Consider the following 17,216-nt stretch of genomic DNA (forward strand, 5'->3'; position numbering starts at 1 on the left):
TTTCGGTCATTTCATGATGTAGGCATGGTCGCCGGACGGCGCACGCGGTCAGTGGAGCGCGGCATCACGCGGACCGACGCGCCAGCTGATGAACTCCGCCCTAAATCCGGAGCGTTCGGGTGCGCACAGGTACGGACCGGCCTGAACGACGCTTCTTTCGTGCGGATTCCACGGGGCAAGTCTGATGAGCTCGAAATCCTCATCGTCGCATCGCGCGCGTATCGAAAGGGCCCCGGTCGCCCAGCTCATCCGGATGGTGACTCTTCGATTCTGCCAACCCGGCACAGGCGCCGTGGACCAGTCAGAGTAGATGTCGGTAACCACAGCGGAGACGCGAAGAACGCCGTCCGCGAATTCCGTGCCGGCCTTGACCCAGTGGTTCTCGTCGACTCGGACGATCACTCCTGCCTGGTCGAACTGCTCCGACATGTCTGCGAGGAACTGTACTTCCACCGCCGTGTCGATCTCGAAGGGCCGAAGCAAGCCGTGCTCCGAGTCCCTCTCGAACCCGTACGAGGTCTTCTGCCATGCGTCGCTGCCTCGGACCGCTTCGACGCGGAGCCCTCCCGCGGCCGTTTCCGTTGCGGAGACAGGCGCGTTGCGCCAGTTTGCTCGGGTCCAGGGAATGGTCAGCATTTCTGCGTCCGAAGTGTTGGTGTCTGTCATGAGGGTGTCCTTCGATTTCAGAGGTCGGTGGCTGCCGCCAGGACCGGCTCGATCCGCTGCAGCGTCTCGTCGACGTCGAACGACTTGTGGGCGGCCGAGACGTACCAGATCCCGCGGTAGGCGACCCAGACGCCGCTTTCGATCAGCCGTCGCGCAAACGCGCTGTACCGCGCGGCGTCGAGTGCGAGGATCTGGTCGTAGCCGGTGATGGGGTCGTCGTCTTCGTCGAAGCGGAGGTGGAGCGCCATGGGCGGGCCCTGCATCTTCAGGGGGACACCGTGCTGGGTGGCGAGGTCCCTGATTCCCTGCATCAGCTCCGAACCCACCTGCTCGATCTGGGCATAGGCAGACCGGTCCTCGAGCTCGTCGAGTGAAGCGAGCACGGCCGCTGTAGCGACGACGTTTCCGTTGAAGGTGCCAGCGTGGGTCAGGCGACCTGTTGCGACCTCGGTGAAGAGATCCCGCTTACCGACGAGGGCAGCGCACGGCCATCCGGCCGCCATCGCCTTCCCGTAGACGGCAAGGTCGGGAAACACTCCGAATCGCTCAGCAGCTCCGCCCAGGCCGACGCGGAATCCGGAGATCGTCTCGTCGAAGATCAGAACGATTCCGTGCTTCGAGGTCAGTTGCCGTACGCTCTCCAGGTAGCCCGGCTGCGGCTCGATCGCGCCGGCGTTGAGCATCATCGGTTCCATGATCACGCCGGCGATCTCGTCGCCTCGCTCCGTGACGAGCCGCTCGAAGGCTGCGACGTCGTTCCAGTCGATCGTGATCGTGGGCTCGAGCGCGTCGGGCATCTGCCCGAGGCTGCCCGGTCCCGCGACGCCGTCGACCGACTGGATCTGGATGTTGTCGAACCATCCGTGGTAATGACCGTGAAAACGGACGATGTAACGTCGTCCGGTCGCCTGCCGGGCGATGCGCATCGCCGCCTGGACCATCTCGCTCGAGGAACTGCCGAAGCGCATGGTCTCAGCCCAGTCGAGGATGGAGAGCACCCGCTCGGCGGCCTCGATCTCGCGGCGGTGCGTGGCGGCGTAGATGACGCCATCCTTCTGGGCGGCAGCCATCTTCTCGACCACGCGCGGGTGTGCGTAGCCCAGGAAGTTGGGCCCCTGGCCGAGGAGGTAATCGATGTACTCCTTGCCGTCGACGTCCCACAGGCGGGCGCCGTGGGCCCGGTCCACGATGAGGTGGGGGTTGAGGAGGCGGGTATTGCTGGACACGCCGCCCGCGAGCGAACGCAACGCGCGCGCCTGGAGCTCCTCCTGGATGGTGATCGTCTCTGTCATGGATTTGCCTTTCTTATCTGCTTCGGACGTGTGTTGAGAGTTGATAGAGCGCTTGAGCGTTCTCGTGGAAGATGTGCGCCTGCTCGGCAATGGACAAAGCGGCGAGGGTGTCTTCCGCTGCGGCCAGGACCGTGTCGTAGGTGCCCGCTAGTTCGCAGACGGGCCAGTCTGAGCCGAACATCAAGCGCGGCGGCCCGAACACCTCTAGGGCCAAGTCGACGGCGAGCTGAAGGTCGTCGACCGTCCAGCGATCCCACGCCGCCTCGGTGATCAGGCCTGAGATCTTGGCCGACACGTTCGGCCGCGCTGCGATCGCCGATAGTCCGTCGAGCCATTCGTGGTGGATTCCGTCCCGCAGGGTCGGCTTCGCGAGATGGTCGACGACCAGGCGCAGCTCCGGAAGCCGGTCGGCCAGTGCTACGGCTGAAGCCAGTTCGCGCTCGGTGATCTCGAGATCGAACGCCAGCCCCGCTTCGCTGACCGCATGGAGCCCGCGCACGACGTCGTCACGCTCGAGCCATCCGGGATCTGCTTCGTCGGCGACGCCGTGCCGGATCCCGACCAGATGTTCGCCTCCGAAGCCTGATCGAAGGGTCTCGAGCTGTTCGTCGACGTGCGAGGAGGTGAGGTCCACCCAACCGACCACACCCGCGATCTGCTGATATGTCGCGGCCGCCTGGAGAAGCATTATGGACTCTTGGATATCGGCGCGCGCTTGCACGACGACGGTCGATCGGACGTTGCTGCTGTGGAGCAGCGGCGCCAACTCGGTCATGTCGTGAACGCCTCGCAGGGCGGCGAAAGGTCCCACCATCCACGGGTAGTCGCCCTCATCTGTATTCCACAGATGATGGTGGGCATCGACCACAGGCAGGCGGGTCATCTCGAAGCCGGTTCCGGGGCGTCTTCGGCGAGGAGCCCGCGACTCTTCAGGTCTGTCCAGAGTGCATCGGGGAGCTCGAGGTCGAAGAGTTCCACGTTCTCCTGGACTTCCGCGGCTGATCGGGCCCCTGTCAGCACCGCCGCGACGACAGGGTGGGCCGCCGGCAACTGCAATGCTGCAGCTTTGAGCGGCACATCATGGGCAGCGCACACCGCGGCGAGGTCGAGCGCTCGGCGGATTAGGGCTTCCGGTGCGCGGTCGTAGTTGTACCGGGCATCAGGGTTGGGGTCGGCGAGAAGGCCGCTGTTGAATACTCCGCCGGCGATGACGGCGATTCCGCGCTCCGCGCACAGCGGGAAAAACGTCTCGAGTGCCGTCTGCTCGAGGAGCGTGTATCGACCGGCCAGCAGCAGAGCGTCCGGGTCGGATTCGCGCGCGATCCGTTCCAACGCCTCCGTCTGGTTCATTCCGGCGCCGATCGCGCGCACCACACCCTGATCCCGGAGCTCGATGAGCGTCGGGAACGCAGTCGCCAGCGCTTCGTCGAGGTAGTCGTCCGGGTCGTGAACGTGGACGACGTCCAGCCGGTCCACACCCAGCCGTTGCATGGTCTCGTCGAACGCCCGGAGAATGCCGTCGCGGCTGTAGTCGTAGACGGTTGCGACATCCGGCGCACCAGCGTCGTACGGCTTGCCGTCCGGGTCGAAATCGTCCGGGTTCGGCGGAGCATCTGCTCGCAGCAGGCGCCCTACTTTGCTCGAGAGAGTGAATGAGTCCCTGGGGTGTTCCGCCAGTGCGCGGCCGAGACGCACCTCACCGTTGCCCCTTCCGTACTGCGGCGCAGTGTCATAGAACCGGATGCCGGCGTCCCAGGCTGCGGCCACTGCGCCGGCGGCCTGCTCGTCGCTCACCTCGGTGTACATGCCGGCGATCGCGGTGGCGCCGAAGCCGAGCGCGGTCACCTCCACATCGGTGCGGCCGAGTTTGCGGATATGGTCGTGTTTCATTCGTTTCGTCCTCGAAATGGTGGATCATCGCTGTCAGTGGTGGTCCGTCGGCTCAGGGTCGTACGGTGCCGTCGGGCAGGAGCGCGCTCACGGACGAGACGCCGTCGTACAGGTGGGCCGCCACCTCCGTGGTCTGCTCCTCGCCCGGAAGCAGCACCCGCGCACGGCCTGCCGCAACGGCTTCGTCGAGCGGGCTCGGGTAGCCGGTCCAGGGTTCGATGAGCGCCTGGTAGTAGCCGCGCCAGCCGCCGTACACGAGGCAGAACCACACGACGGGAAACAATTCGTGGTCGAACCGGAGGCCGAAGCCCCGCCGGTCCGGTCCGTCCGTCGCGGCGACCCACCCGTCCCTAAGGCCGGTCAGGTAGTGCAACGCGAACGAGTGCCGGTCGGAGAGTTCGGAATTCCGCAGGTCGAACCCGTCGACGAATGGCCAGTCGTATTCCTGACCGGCCTTGCCGAGGAATCCGTCGTCGCTTTCGTCAACGAGTCCGCGGGTCGCCGGGATGTCGAAACGCATGCCGGGCCGGATCGACAGGCTGGGATGGATCCCCCAGTTGTAGTCGAAGGGCAGGAATCCGATGTTGCGCAGCCGGTAGCTGATCGTGAAAGACCTGGCGCCATCCGCCAGTGTGATCGTCCGGATGAGTTCCGCAGGCGTGACGGGAGTCCGGACCACGGTCGTGACCGAGCAGAACCCGTCGCCCCGGTGGATGCTGTAGCCGGCGTTCGCAGTCCAGACCTCGCCCATGTACGGGAGGCGGTCGCCGTACCGGTTCGGGGCTGCGCGACCGCCTGGGAAGGCGTCGTCCCATCCGCCCGCCCAGTGGTCGTCGAAATCGGAGTGGATCGCCGCGACGTGAGGCAGGACACGGTCCGATTTCCAGAGCAGATCAAGATCGCGTGCCTTGTCGATGACGCGATAGATGTTGCCGCCGCGCTCGGGGAAGATGTCCAGTGAGACGTGCTGGTTCTCCAAGCGAATAGTGCGAAGGCCGTTGTACGTCCATCGGTCATCGACGCTGGCTGCCTTGGTCATCGTGGCGATTCCTCTCGGTTCAGAGTGTCTGGGCGGACGGCTTCTCGGCGCCGGCCGGAGCTTCGCTGCCGGTCTCGACAGCTTCGGCTACCCGTTCGATGATCAGCCCATCGTCGGCGCGAAGCGAGGCGGCCACGCGTCGGGCGACGGCAGGCCGGATGACGATGACGGCGAGCACGATGAGTGTCCAGATGCCGGCGATGTAGATGTTGGCCTGGCCTGCGCCTGTGGTGGGCCAGGGCACGAGGTTCCGGTACATCGTGTACGCGATGAGGGCGACACCGAGGATGGGCAGCACGTAGTCCAGCGGAGCCGCCTTCAGCCCGTGCTGCTTCGGGCTGCGGATGACGAGGAAGTACCAGGCTCCCACCGAGAAGAGTGCATATGCCACGAGCAGCACAAGGGTGCCGATGGTCCCCGAGGCTGCGAAGAGATCGAACGCCTTCGTGGTGAAGAAGACGCGGGTGCCGAGGATGACGACCACGGCGATGGCGCAGACCACGTACGTGGCGGAGGTCGGGGCGCCGGACCGCTTGGAGAGGTGGCTGAGGCCGCGGTCGCCCACCAGCCCACGGTTCATCGCGAACAGCAGTCGTGCTGCGGCCACCGCTGTGGCGAGGCAGCAGCCCACCGCCGATACGGCGGTGCCCAGCGTGACGACCCCGCCGACCCACGGGCCGATGTACTGCTGGCCGAGGTCGCCGAAGAGGAAGCCGACCCGGCGAACGCGGTCACTCCGGCCTTGTCGGTACCGAACCCCAGCATCTGGACGGCGGTGCCGATGATGTAGAAGAGCCCTCCGAACAGCGGGACGGCGAAGACGGCGCGGGGGATGGCCTTCTTTGGGTTCTCTGCCTCCTCGCCGAGCGCGGCCGAAGCTTCGAAGCCGGCGAAGGACAGGAACCCGAAGACGACTCCGAGGAAGAGGTCCGATGGGGCGACGCCCTTCGGGACTGTGAACATGTTCAAAGTGAACGACTGCCCGGTCGGACCGCCCACGGTCGAGACACGGATGACCACGACCGCCATGATGATGACGATGAGCGCCAGTGTGACGATCTCGATCCAGAGGAGCACCTTGGCCGACTGCTTGATGGGGGACAGGCCGAGGACCAGGGAGATGACCACTGTCACGATAGCGAGCAGCCATGGAACGATGTCGGGCGTCTGGTTGTATACACCCAGCACGCGCAAGAGGTCGGCGCCGAAGATTCCCGCGGTCATCGACGTGGTGACGATGAAGGAAAGGTAGGCGCCGAGCAGGGTCCAGCCGGCGACGACTCCCGCGCGCGGGCCGATCGTCGCGCCGGTCAGCCCGAAGACCGAGCCGGCGTGGCTGAGTCGGCTGCAGACGCGGGCGAAACCGTAGGCCACCAGCAGAACGCCGACGGTCGCGAGGATGAATGTCAGCGGAACCGCTCGGCCGACGGTCGCGCCGGCTCCTTGCGGGTTGAGGTTGATTGCGAGGCTGGCTCCCATGGCGGCGATCGACAATGAGACTGCCGCCCAGGTCTTCAGGCTTCTGCGCAGTACCGGCTTCGAGCCGGTACTGGCGGGGGCTTGTTTGCGTGCGTGGTCATTGTCATGCCCTTCTCCTGCTTGTGGGAGGCAACACCGCCTCGGGTTGGGCACGAATTTATGGAGGTTTCGCGCGAGAGACAATGACGAAGAACACGCGCGACTATTCGGCCCGGGCGAATAAAGCTACTCGCCTCCGATCAGCAAGCCGGGCGTCGGGGCCGATTCGCTCTCTGCGTTCGCCGTGAAGTCGTTCGCGACATCGACGAGGTCGGCGACGAGCGCGGTGTGCTCCGGCCACCAGGCGAGAACGACCCGGCAGGGCGAGATGTCCACGATGGGGCGGAACACGACGCCCGGGCGCGAGTACCAGCGTGCCGTGCTCTCCGAAGACACGCTGATACCGACGCCGCGGCCGACGAGATGCAACTCGCCGTCTCGCGTGCTGGCCTCCCCGACGACTGTCGCCGGCTTGGATCTGTATTCGGAGAGCAGCCAGTAGTCGCGCCATGGTCCGGGTGCCTCTGGGGCGGAGATGATCGGCTCGTCGAGGAGGTCTCTCACCTGAAGTTCGGTGCGCGCGGCCAACGGGTGACCCTCGGGGAGGCATGCGATCCGCTGCTCGGTCCACAGGTCCAGGGTGGTGAGCCCCGTCAGTCCGATCGGAGGTCGGACGATCGCGGCATGCACTTTCGAGTCGCGGAGGCCGGCCGAGGGATCAGTGAAGTCGAACTCGAGGGTCGTCAGATGGCGATGCGGGTGACGTTGTGCGAACGATCGGAGCAGCCATGGCACGACCTCGAGCCCGGCACCGATCGTGTACCCGAGTTGCAGCGCTCCGCGGGTCGGGTCGGAGGCGCGGCGCACGGCCTTGACGGCAGCATCGAGGTCGGCGACGGCTTGGCCGGCCAGCTGGGCGAAGAGGCGGCCCGCCTCGGTCACGTCCACGGATCGAGTCGTTCGCGACAGCAGCTTCGCGCCGAGCTGGGTCTCCAGTTCCCTGATCGTTTCACTCACCCACGGGTTCGACACGCGAAGCCGTTCCGCTGCGCCGGAAAAGCTTCGGAGCTCGGCGACCGTCAAGAACGTCTGCACTTGCCTGAGTGTGATGTTCGTCTGCGGCATCGTGAGGACCCCTTCGTCGACAATTCGCGTATTGCGAATAGTAGCTCGGGTGATCCGTTATTGTCTCGCGCCCGACGTGCTCCTACCTTTGGCCGTACCGTCCCGGGATGATCCCCTACCAGGACGAACGGCCTTCAACGATCGGAGTGGCTCATGGAGATAGTCTCCCGGCTCACCGCGCAAGCAAACATCTCGATCCTCTACCAGGAGCTGCCTCTCCTCGAGCGCGCGAGCGCCGCTGCCAGGGACGGCTTCCGGGTCATCGAGAGCTGGTGGCCGTTCGACCAGGCCGTCCCGGCCGACGCCGAAGTTGAGGCGTTCGTCGACAGTGTCGAGGAAGCGGGTGTCTCGCTTCGCGCCCTGAACTTCTTCGCCGGGGACATGAAGGCGGGCGAGCGGGGAATCCTGTCCATACCTTCGCGATTGGATGAATTCACCGACGGCGTCGAGGTAGCCGTTGAAATCGGTCGACGTCTCGGCGTCCAGAAGTTCAATGCTCTGTACGGCAATCGACAGGACTCTCTCGCCGCATCCGAACAGTATGTGGCGGGATTGGCCGCCCTCCGCCGGGCCGCTGATGCGACTGCCGCAATCAACGCAGCGGTCCTGGTGGAGCCGGTCAGCGGTGTCGCGTCCTACCCGCTGAAGACAGCCGCGCAGGCTCGGGCCGTGATCGACGACATCGGGCTTCCCAATGTCCAGATGCTGGCCGATCTGTACCACCTGTTCGTCAACGGGGAGGATGTGCCCACCGCGATCCGCAACAACATCGGCGTGATCGGTCACGTCCAGATCGCCGACGCGCCGGGTCGCCACGAACCCGGGACCGGGTCCATTCGGATCGTGGACCTCCTCCACCTTCTCGTCTCCTTGGGCTACGAGGGCAGCGTCGGGCTCGAGTACCTGCCCGCCGGGTCCACCTCGGAGGGCCTCGCGTACCTGGCGGACAACGTGGAGCTGGCCGAAATCCTGGCCCTCCCCTCCCGTGAAACGGCAAAGGACAATCGATGAGCGACCGTACAACACCATTCGTTCCGGACAGCACCACGGTCGCCTTCATCGGTCTCGGGGTCATGGGGCGTCCCATGGCTTCCAACCTGCAGAAGTCCGGATATCAGGTTCGCGGCTTCAACCGCACAGCCTCCCGGGCGGATGAGCTGGTCGAACTCGGAGGCTATCGAGCCTCCACCGTTGCTGACGCGGTCGACGGTGCGGACGTCGTGATCACGATGCTTCCGGATTCGCCAGACGTGAGGGACGTGCTCCTCGACGACGGCGGCGTGCTGGATCTCGTGGACCCCGGAACGGTCATCGTCGACATGAGCACCATCGAGCCGGCGGTGTCACGGCAGATTGCGGCGCGTGCCGCCTCGCACAGCTGCGTCGCCCTCGACGCCCCGGTCAGCGGCGGTGAGCAGGGCGCGATCGATGCCACCCTCTCGATCATGATCGGGGGCGATGAGGACTCCATCGCGCGCGTCGCTCCGATCTTCGAGGCGGTGGGAAAGACGATCGTCCACGTCGGCCCATCGGGCTCGGGGCAGACCGTGAAGGCCGCCAACCAGTTGATCGTCGCGGGGAACATCGAACTCGTCGCGGAGGCGCTGGTCTTCCTGGAGGCACAGGACGTCGACACGACTGCGGCGCTCGCCGTCCTCGGCGGCGGCCTGGCCGGAAGCACGGTCCTGGCACGCAAGGGCGCATCGATGATCGAGCGTCGCTTCGCGCCGGGTTTCAGAATCGCGTTGCACGACAAAGATCTCGGGATCTACCTGGCCGCTGCCCGTGCCGCTCGCACGGCGTCGCCGCTCGGTGCGGTCATGGGACAGCTCATGGCTGCGGCGCACGCGGAAGGCGATGGCGGTCTGGACCACTCCGCGCTCTTCCGCCTCGTCGAGAGGATGTCGGGCCGTGCCGATCGGTGATCTGGTCCTCGTCGCGCCCGACAAGTTCCGCGGGAGCGTGTCCGCGCGAGAGGCTGCGGCCTCGCTCGGTCGCGGAATCCGTCGCACAGCACCGTTCGCGATGGTCGTGGAGCGCCCGATCGCCGACGGGGGCGAGGGCACCGTGGACGCCCTCTGCGCAGCCGGGTTCGCGCGAGTGGAGCTCACCGATACGGTGGGTTCCCGGAGGGACGGTCGTAGGCCCTCGGTTGCCGTGCGTGGCCGGGTCGCTGTCATCGAACTGGCCGAACTATGCGGCCTGGAGCTGACACCCGACGACGAGCGAGACGCGCTGCGTGCCACCTCGCGACCAGTCGGCGAGGCCATTCGTGAAGTGCTCGATCTCGGGTTCCGCCATATCGTCCTGGCCGTCGGCGGAAGCGCGAGCACAGACGGCGGCGCAGGCATGATGCGCGCTCTGGGACTGCGGATTCTCGACCAAGACCGCCAGCCCGTACCCGAGGGCACCGAGTACCTGAGAGACGCTCGATCTATCGACGTCTCCGAAGTGGACAGCCGGATCCACGAGGCCTACGTGCTTCTCGCCGCAGACGTCAGCAACCCTCTGCTCGGGTCCGACGGCGCCGCCGCGGTGTTCGCGCCGCAGAAAGGCGCCGATCCGGAGACCGTCGCGCTCCTGGAGTCGGGTCTCCGCGCGTGGGCCGCCGCCGTCGGCGGCCCCTACGCGACAGCGCCAGGTGCTGGCGCGGCCGGCGGGGTGGGATTCGCGGCGCTCGCATTGCTCGGCGCCGAGCGGCGCTCCGGGTTCCAGCTGGTCAGCGAATTCGTGGGACTACCGGAGCTCCTCCCTCAGGCGAGACTCGTTGTCACCGGGGAGGGGAAGCTCGACATCCAGACCCTCTCGGGCAAGGCTCCTGCGGGCGTCGCCTCGACGGCGGCTCGGCACGGGGTGCCGGTTGTGATCGCGACCGGCTACTCGGAGCTCGACGGACGCGCGGGCAGTGCCGCCGGGTTCAGCGCCATCTACGCGCTCGCCGACCGCGAGCCCAACCCGATCATTTCGATGCGCGACGCGCCTGCCCTGCTCGAACGCATCGGCGGGGATATTGCGCGCGACTACCTGCCCGGTCTGACGACCTCACAACCGATGAATCTGCACACCGGGCCGATGACTCGCCCCACACCTACCGCGTCTGAAAGGACGGAGCCGAAATGACAACAACGGAACAGACAGCCGAGGGGTTCGTGCGTCGGATCCGGAGGAGATGGCCGTCAACGCGATCAGAACGCTGACGATCGACGCGATCGCCCGCGCTCGCTCCGGTCACCCTGGTGCGGCGATGGCTCTGGCGCCCGTGGGCTTCACCCTCTGGAACAAGGCGATGAACTACGACGTCGAGGCGCCCACCTGGGTCAACCGCGACAGATTCGTCCTCTCCGCCGGTCACGCTTCGATGCTGCTGTATTCTCTCCTGCATCTCGCCCGAGTGAAGGACGCGGACGGCCACCGGTTGGCTGTCGAACTCGACGACATCAAGAACTTCCGCCAGCTCGGCAGCCGGTGTGCCGGCCACCCTGAACACGAGCTGGACAGCGCCATCGAGGTCACGACCGGGCCGCTGGGCACGGGAATCGCGACGAGCGTCGGCATGGCGATCGCCGGCAAGTGGCAGGCAGACCGCTTCAACCGGCCGGGCTACACCCTGTTCGACTACAACGTGTACTCCATCGCCGGCGACGGCGATCTGATGGAGGGAATCGGCCAGGAGGCGGCAGCCCTTGCCGGGCATCTCCGGCTGGACAACCTGTGCTGGATCTACGACAGCAACCAGGTCACCATCGAGGGGGACACCGAGCTGGCGTTCACCGAAGACGTGGCCGCACGGTTCCGCGCCTACGGCTGGATCGTCGAGTTCGTCGCGGATGCGAACGACCGTGAGTCCCTCGCCCGCGCGCTCGATCGCTTCCGGGAGAACTCCCGTCCCACCCTGATCGTCGTGCACAGCGTCATCGGATACGGGGCGCCGACGAAGCAGGGCACCGCCGCGGCGCATAGCGAACCGCTCGGCGAGGACGAGGCGCGTGCTGCGAAGCGCCATTACGGATGGCCCGAGGACGGGGACTTCCTCGTACCGCCGGAAGCGTACGAGGCCTTCGACAAGGGGATCGCTCACCGCGGTCGTCGCGCGCACCGAAGCTGGGCGGAACTGTTCACGCGGTATCGCGAGGAGTATCCGGCGCTCGCAGAGGAATTCATTCGCTTCCAGGACAAGGCGCTGCCGGCCGATTGGGACCGGGACCTTCCGTCGTGGGAGGCAGAAGACGGCCCTCTGGCTGCACGGGCGGCGAACGCCGAGGTCCTCAATGCCGTTGCCCGTGCCGTCCCCTGGCTGATCGGCGGGGCGTCGGACCTCGCGCCTTCCACGAAGACCCTTCTGACCGGCTACGCCGGCCATTTCAGCGCGAGCGAGCGCGGAGGCCGCAACCTCCATTTCGGTGTCCGCGAGTCAGCGGCGGCAGCGATTGCGAACGGTCTGGCCCTGAGCGGGCTGCGACCCTTCCAGGCCGGCTTCCTCGTATTCTCCGACTTCCAGCGCGGACCGATCCGACTGGGCGCATTGATGGAACTCCCCGTCGTGCACATCCTGACTCACGACTCGATCGGGATGGGCGAGGACGGTCCGACCCACCAGCCGGTCGAGCAGCTCGCATCTCTCCGGGCGATGCCCAACCTGATCGACATCCGTCCGGCCGACGCAAACGAAGTCGCTGAGGCGTGGCGAACCATCGTCGGCATCGATCGCTCCTCCGTCGCTCTGGTGCTCTCGAAGCAAGACCTGCCCGTCATCGACCGGCACCGGTTCGCGCCCGCTTCGGGGCTCGCCAGGGGCGCGTACATCCTCGCCGAGAACGAGGGCTCCGTCCATCCGGACGTGATCATCATCGCGACCGGGTCCGAGGTGAGCCGAGCGCTCGACGCCTGGGAGGAGCTGTCCCGAGAGGGCGTGAACGCCCGCGTGGTCTCCATGCCGTCGTGGGAGCTGTTCGAACGTCAGAGCGCGGGGTATCGCGCCGAGGTGCTCCCACCCGACATCACGGCCCGGGTGGTTGTGGAGCAGGCGGCCGCCTTTGGGTGGGAACGCTACGCGGGGACGAGCGGGTCGGTCATCGCGATGCGCTCGTTCGGCCGCTCCGCCCCCGCGGCAGACGTGCAGCGCCACTTTGGGTTCACCACAGAGAACATCGTCCGCGAAGCCAAACGGCAGATCGTGGGCGCACGATCCGAGGAGCGGGAATGACTCTCGACGTACTCACCGCAATCGAGCCGTCGGCCCTTGACGCGGCGCGGCTGCAACTTCGTGAAGCTGCCGCCTTCCTCGGCTTCGACGAGGGAACTACCGAAATGCTCGGCAAGGCGAGGCGCGAGCTCCTCGTCAGCGTCCCTCTGCGGCGCGACGACGACACCCTCGAGGTCTTCACCGGCTACCGGGTTCAGCACAACCTCTCTCGTGGTCCCGCGAAAGGCGGTCTCCGGTACCACCCCTCGGTGACGCTCGACGAGGTGCGAGCGCTGGCCATGTGGATGACCTGGAAGTGCGCACTGCTCGACGTTCCTTACGGCGGTGGGAAAGGCGGCATAGCGATCGACCCCCGCGCGTACAGCGCGCGCGAGCTGGAACGCCTCACTCGCCGCTACACCAGCGAAATCAGCCCGCTAATCGGCCCTGAGCAGGACATTCCCGCACCGGACATCGGCACGAACGAGCAGACCATGGCCTGGATGATGGATACCTACTCGGTCAACAAGGGCCACACCATCCCCGGTGTCGTCACGGGCAAACCGCTGAGTCTAGGAGGCTCGCTCGGGCGCGCCGGCGCCACGTCCAAAGGGGTCGTGCATATTGCGCTGGAGGCGCTGAAGACACGTGCAATCGACCCCGTCACTGCCACGGCTGCTGTGCAGGGGTACGGCAAGGTCGGCGCAGGAGTGGTCGGCTACCTCGCAGAAGCAGGTGTCAAGGTAGTCGCCGTTTCCGACCAATACGGAGCCGCTTACAACGATCACGGAATCGACGTCGACCGGCTGGCAGCCCACTATGGCCACACGGGCTCAGTGGTGGGCGCGCCTGAGACGTCGCCCATTGGCGGCGAAGAACTGCTGCTGCTCACCGTCGATCTTCTTGTCCCTGCCGCAGTCGAAGGGGTCCTCTCGCGGACAAACGCAGACAAGGTCGTGGCGCGAATCGTCGTAGAGGGAGCCAACGGGCCCACAACCCCCGAAGCGGACGAACTCCTACGATCCAATGGAGTACTCGTCGTCCCGGATATCCTCGCGAACGCCGGCGGCGTCCTAGTCTCGTACTTCGAATGGGCCCAAGCATTTCAGGGCTATCCCTGGGGGAGTCGCTGGTCCAGCGCCGGCTTAGGGATCGAATGGTTCACACCTGGGATCTCGTGTCGCGGTACTCCACGTCGAATCAGATGGACCTGAGACGGGCCGCCACCGCGATCGCTGTTGACCGAGTCGCCGAGGCGCATCGAGCACGCGGGCTCTACCCGTGACGGATTCAAGTGAAGGGACCGGCAGGGAACCGATTTCCGATTCACGATGGTTTCAGATTGTCGGTGCTGGTGCACTAGTGCTGGTATGCGGCTTCGTTGCATGGGCTGCGGAGGAGCAGACTGCGGTTGCTCATCGTGTCGCCGTTCTGCATCCATCGGTCGAGCTCTTCATCGCTGACGTGACGGCGCTGGTGACGGGGACGGCGGCGCTTGTCTGGCCGCTGGTGAGCTTCGCGGTCGGAGCGCTTTCACGCAAGCGATAGCCACGAGGTCTCGGTCGTTGATCGAAGGGACGCGGCCGTCGTGCGGAGGGTCGTGTTTCGTGCGGGCGATGCAGCCTGCGATCGCGTGTGCTGATCTAGGTGACGGATTCGGCTTCCACATCCACGGGCGGGGAGATCGTCGAGGCCGACCTGGAGCAGACCCGGCTCAAGGGGCTCATGGCGCGCAGCGCGAAGAAGGCCTACGTGCTCGTCCACGCCAGCAAGCTGGGCAAGCGTGCGTACAAGTACTCGGCCCGTCTCGACGTCGCCGACTGGGCGGTGGTCACGGACTGGACTGTCGACGAGGAGGTGCTCGCCGAGTTCCGGGGAGGGGGCATCGAGGTGATCGTCGTGCCGCCGACGACCCTGGGGCGGCCGCGCGCGGCAGAACAGGCCGAGGCGGCGGGAACCCACCAGCGCTGATTCGGGGAATGCCCTGGAGCGGGTTCCGGGATCAGGCCGTGCCGTGCTGCTGGCCCCCACTCGTGTGCGCTGCGCTCCGTCGCTGGTTCAGGCGCTGCACGATCAGGGTCGACACCCCGCCGAGCGTGATCGCGGCGAGGTTGACGACCAACTGGACGAGGGCGCCGACGGACTGCTCGGAGTCCCCGTACGCGAGGGCGACGGCGGCGTTCGCGGCGGCCGGAATCGTCGTCACCGAGATCAGCACACCGATGAGTGCACCCGACTTCGCCGTCGACAGAGACAGCAGGCCGGCGATGCCGGCGAGGAAGCCGATCACCCAGCTGAGCACGTTCGGTCTCCAGATGAAATCGGTCAGGGGCCGGGAGTGCAGCAGGTCGGCGGGCGACATCAGGTGGAGCACGGTGAGGAGCAGGGTGAACAGGATGGTTATCACGATCGCGACGGCGAACCCTACGCCGAGTGCGAGAACGGATTGAGCGATCATCCGACGCCGCCACCGTACGAGACCCACGGAGAGCGCAGCGAGCGGCCCGAAGTCCGGGCCGACGACCATCGCACCGACGATGAGGATGGGTTCGTCGAAGACCACACCGATCGCAGCGATCATGGTGGCGACGGACATGAACGTCAGGAAGGTGGGGGAGAGGCTGGTCTCATCATGGGTGCGCTGCTCGATCTCCTGCCACACCACCGCGTCGGCGGCATGGCCGGGGGCGGCGCGGCTTGCGCGCTTCGCCGCATCCGAGATCTCGATGCCGATGTCGTCGACGGAGATGGAGCCCGCGTGGTGCACCCCGAGTTGCTGAAGATGGTCGAGAAGCGTGTTCACCCCTTCGCGGGCGACATCGCAGAGCACCAGGTCGCCGGGAGGTCGGGTAGCGGCTCTCGGGATGCGAACGATGTTGGTCGTCGCAACGCTGCCCTCGAGCACGGCGAGCACCCGGTCGACGAGGTCGGCGGGGGCGATGATTCGCAGATGCTGCACGTCGCCAGTGTCGCCGCAATCGTGCCCCGCGACTGGCTATCGGGGGCGTGTCGGTGAACGCGGTCGCACCGTTCCGCTCCGTCGCACGGCGCGACCCGCAGTGCCAGGAGTTCATCGAGGATTGTGGCTCAGGAAGGGAGGCAGCGTGAATGTGATTCTCACCAATGCGAATGTGCGCACGTCCGTCCCAGCACACCCGGTGGCGGACACCGTGGTGATCCGGGACGGACACATCGCGTTCGTCGGGTCCGGCGCCGATCTGCGGTCTGCACAGTCTGCTGAGATCATCGACCTCGGTGGCCGCACCGTCGTGCCGGGTTTTATCGACGCGCACACGCACCCGAGCATGGTGGCCAAGAGTTCGTGGCATGTGGCCTTGCCGTGGACCGACGACGTGGAGGAGCTGCTCGCGTTCATGCGCGAGTACGGTCGCAATCACCCCAGGGAGGAAGCGCCTTTTCTCTACTTCGAGTACTATCCCGGCGCTGCATTCGTCGACGCTGAGCCGACCAAGGAATTGCTCGATACGGCTGTGTCGGACCGCCCCGTGCTCTGTCAGAATTTCAGCGAGCACGAGCACTGGGTGAACACCGCCATGCTGGAACTCATGGAGGTCGGGAAGGACACTCCGGACCCTGTCCCGGGGCTGGAGCTCTTCGTCCGCGACGCGACCGGGCAACCGACGGGGTTGATACGGGAGTTCGCGCATCTACACTTCCTCGACGGGATGTTTGACAAGCTCGGCTGGCGCCCCCGGAGGACCTGACGCCGGAACTGATCGCCCCTGTGCTGCGCGCGCTGACGGAGAGTGGCGTCACGTCGCTCTTCGAGGCGTGGATCGAGGATGAGCAGGTGCTCGCCTCGATGTCGGAACTCGAACGACGTGGCGAGTTTCCCTTCTTCTACGAAGGTGCGATCCGGTTTCGTGACGCTTCGGACCTGCCGGACGCGATCGCCCGACTGAACGAACTGCAGTCCCGCTACGGGGGTGAGCGTATCCGTGTCCGGACGTTGAAGCTCTTCCTGGACGGTACGAACGAACTCGGCAACAGCGCCCTGCTGGAACCGCTGTCGAACGCCGGGCGGCAACCGGCCGGCGAAACCAGTATGGGGAGTGAGGAACTCGCCTCTTGCCTGACAGTCTGCAATCGCAGTGACGTCGACGTCCATATCCATCTGGTCGGGGACGGTGCCTTCAGGGGCGCGTGCGACGCAGTGGAAAGCGCCCGTGCCTCCTGTGCCGCGAAGGCGGAGTCGTGGAACATGCAGGTCACGCTCGCGCACTGCGAGCTCGTGAGTCCGGCGGACATGACGCGACCGCATGAGCTGGGAATCATCGTCAACTGGACCCCTCACTGGTCGGGTGCCTATTTCGGTGAGGAGGCGCGCACCTACCTTGGCGACAGCCGTTGGAACCGCATGTACCGGTTCAACGAGATGGCCGACGCCGGCGCGACCATCACTTTCGGCAGCGATGTGGTCACGCAGTACGAACTGCATCGTGCAGCTCCCCTGTTCGGAATGCAAGTTGCAGCCACCCGGGTG

At 66.1% G+C, this 17,216-nt stretch carries 15 protein-coding genes and 2 pseudogenes; 8 read left to right on the plus strand and 9 right to left on the minus strand.

Annotated features, from left to right (window positions below):
* Window positions 1–48: 48 nt before the first annotated feature.
* The 8 genes from ACQ86M_RS18090 to ACQ86M_RS18125 all read right to left on the minus strand — a co-directional run bounded on the left by ACQ86M_RS18090 (window position 49) and on the right by ACQ86M_RS18125 (window position 7,530).
* Window positions 49–666, minus strand: a complete 618-nt coding sequence (locus ACQ86M_RS18090; protein WP_431246447.1) for a DUF1349 domain-containing protein — start codon at window positions 664–666, stop codon at window positions 49–51.
* A 17-nt stretch (window positions 667–683) separates the two neighbouring features.
* Entirely contained in the window at window positions 684–2,048 is a 1,365-nt protein-coding gene (locus ACQ86M_RS18095) for an aspartate aminotransferase family protein (RefSeq protein ID WP_431246448.1), read from the minus strand.
* Entirely contained in the window at window positions 1,972–2,841 is an 870-nt protein-coding gene (locus ACQ86M_RS18100; RefSeq protein ID WP_431246449.1) for an amidohydrolase family protein, read from the minus strand. The genes ACQ86M_RS18095 and ACQ86M_RS18100 overlap by 77 nt, the downstream gene beginning before the upstream one ends.
* Window positions 2,838–3,848: an aldo/keto reductase gene (locus ACQ86M_RS18105; protein WP_431246450.1), complete on the minus strand. Its 1,011-nt coding sequence runs from the start codon at window positions 3,846–3,848 to the stop codon at window positions 2,838–2,840. The genes ACQ86M_RS18100 and ACQ86M_RS18105 overlap by 4 nt, the downstream gene beginning before the upstream one ends.
* Before the next feature lie 52 nt (window positions 3,849–3,900).
* Window positions 3,901–4,887: a hypothetical protein gene (locus tag ACQ86M_RS18110; protein WP_431246451.1), complete on the minus strand. Its 987-nt coding sequence runs from the start codon at window positions 4,885–4,887 to the stop codon at window positions 3,901–3,903.
* Between the two features lie 19 nt (window positions 4,888–4,906).
* A complete protein-coding gene (locus ACQ86M_RS18115) occupies window positions 4,907–5,569 on the minus strand; it encodes a hypothetical protein (RefSeq protein WP_431247913.1) in 663 nt (220 codons plus the stop codon).
* On the minus strand, window positions 5,464–6,519 hold the full coding sequence (locus ACQ86M_RS18120) for an APC family permease (RefSeq protein ID WP_431246452.1): 1,056 nt from the start codon (window positions 6,517–6,519) through the stop codon (window positions 5,464–5,466). Before ACQ86M_RS18120 ends, ACQ86M_RS18115 begins: the two co-directional genes overlap by 106 nt.
* Before the next feature lie 72 nt (window positions 6,520–6,591).
* A complete protein-coding gene (locus ACQ86M_RS18125; RefSeq protein WP_431246453.1) occupies window positions 6,592–7,530 on the minus strand; it encodes a LysR family transcriptional regulator in 939 nt (312 codons plus the stop codon).
* Between the two features lie 153 nt (window positions 7,531–7,683).
* Here ACQ86M_RS18125 and ACQ86M_RS18130 point away from each other — a divergent pair, with 153 nt between their 5' ends.
* The 6 genes and pseudogenes from ACQ86M_RS18130 (at window position 7,684) to ACQ86M_RS18155 (ending at window position 14,683) form a co-directional block, all read left to right on the plus strand.
* Window positions 7,684–8,541, plus strand: a complete 858-nt coding sequence (locus ACQ86M_RS18130) for a hydroxypyruvate isomerase family protein (RefSeq protein ID WP_431246454.1) — start codon at window positions 7,684–7,686, stop codon at window positions 8,539–8,541.
* A complete protein-coding gene (locus ACQ86M_RS18135) occupies window positions 8,538–9,455 on the plus strand; it encodes a 2-hydroxy-3-oxopropionate reductase (protein ID WP_431246455.1) in 918 nt (305 codons plus the stop codon). The genes ACQ86M_RS18130 and ACQ86M_RS18135 overlap by 4 nt, the downstream gene beginning before the upstream one ends.
* Window positions 9,388–10,650: a glycerate kinase gene (locus ACQ86M_RS18140; protein ID WP_431246456.1), complete on the plus strand. Its 1,263-nt coding sequence runs from the start codon at window positions 9,388–9,390 to the stop codon at window positions 10,648–10,650. The genes ACQ86M_RS18135 and ACQ86M_RS18140 overlap by 68 nt, the downstream gene beginning before the upstream one ends.
* Window positions 10,651–10,699: 49 nt before the next feature.
* Window positions 10,700–12,733 (plus strand): transketolase, encoded by a 2,034-nt coding sequence (gene tkt, locus ACQ86M_RS18145; protein ID WP_431246457.1) that lies wholly within the window; start codon window positions 10,700–10,702, stop codon window positions 12,731–12,733.
* Window positions 12,730–13,997 (plus strand): annotated as a pseudogene (locus tag ACQ86M_RS18150) (Glu/Leu/Phe/Val family dehydrogenase). The gene tkt and the pseudogene ACQ86M_RS18150 overlap by 4 nt, the downstream one beginning before the upstream one ends.
* A gap of 362 nt (window positions 13,998–14,359) precedes the next feature.
* On the plus strand, window positions 14,360–14,683 hold the full coding sequence (locus ACQ86M_RS18155; RefSeq protein ID WP_431246458.1) for a hypothetical protein: 324 nt from the start codon (window positions 14,360–14,362) through the stop codon (window positions 14,681–14,683).
* A 31-nt stretch (window positions 14,684–14,714) separates the two neighbouring features.
* Here ACQ86M_RS18155 and ACQ86M_RS18160 read toward each other — a convergent pair whose 3' ends face one another.
* A complete protein-coding gene (locus ACQ86M_RS18160) occupies window positions 14,715–15,671 on the minus strand; it encodes a DUF389 domain-containing protein (protein ID WP_431246459.1) in 957 nt (318 codons plus the stop codon).
* Window positions 15,672–15,816: 145 nt separating this feature from the next.
* Here ACQ86M_RS18160 and ACQ86M_RS18165 point away from each other — a divergent pair, with 145 nt between their 5' ends.
* Both ACQ86M_RS18165 and ACQ86M_RS18170 read left to right on the plus strand, forming a co-directional pair.
* Window positions 15,817–16,437 carry an amidohydrolase family protein gene (locus ACQ86M_RS18165; protein ID WP_431246460.1) on the plus strand — a complete coding sequence of 207 codons (621 nt, stop codon included), beginning with the start codon at window positions 15,817–15,819 and terminating at the stop codon, window positions 16,435–16,437.
* A 20-nt stretch (window positions 16,438–16,457) separates the two neighbouring features.
* Window positions 16,458–17,153 (plus strand): annotated as a pseudogene (locus ACQ86M_RS18170) (amidohydrolase family protein); the annotation flags it as partial.
* Between the last annotated feature and the right edge of the window lie 63 nt (window positions 17,154–17,216).

The organism is Leifsonia xyli subsp. cynodontis (genome assembly GCF_050632205.1).
Taxonomy (GTDB): Bacteria; Actinomycetota; Actinomycetes; order Actinomycetales; family Microbacteriaceae; genus Leifsonia; species Leifsonia xyli_D.

Excerpts from the sequence above, each read along its gene's own strand:
- ACQ86M_RS18110 (WP_431246451.1), bottom strand. The coding sequence starts at position 4,887 with ATGACCAAGGCAGCCAGCGTCGATGACCGATGGACGTACAACGGCCTT.
- ACQ86M_RS18090 (WP_431246447.1), bottom strand. The coding sequence starts at position 666 with ATGACAGACACCAACACTTCGGACGCAGAAATGCTGACCATTCCCTGG.
- ACQ86M_RS18140 (WP_431246456.1), top strand. The coding sequence starts at position 9,388 with ATGGCGGTCTGGACCACTCCGCGCTCTTCCGCCTCGTCGAGAGGATGT.
- ACQ86M_RS18105 (WP_431246450.1), bottom strand. The coding sequence starts at position 3,848 with ATGAAACACGACCATATCCGCAAACTCGGCCGCACCGATGTGGAGGTG.
- ACQ86M_RS18100 (WP_431246449.1), bottom strand. The coding sequence starts at position 2,841 with ATGACCCGCCTGCCTGTGGTCGATGCCCACCATCATCTGTGGAATACA.
- ACQ86M_RS18135 (WP_431246455.1), top strand. The coding sequence starts at position 8,538 with ATGAGCGACCGTACAACACCATTCGTTCCGGACAGCACCACGGTCGCC.
- ACQ86M_RS18130 (WP_431246454.1), top strand. The coding sequence starts at position 7,684 with ATGGAGATAGTCTCCCGGCTCACCGCGCAAGCAAACATCTCGATCCTC.
- tkt (WP_431246457.1), top strand. The coding sequence starts at position 10,700 with ATGGCCGTCAACGCGATCAGAACGCTGACGATCGACGCGATCGCCCGC.
- ACQ86M_RS18125 (WP_431246453.1), bottom strand. The coding sequence starts at position 7,530 with ATGCCGCAGACGAACATCACACTCAGGCAAGTGCAGACGTTCTTGACG.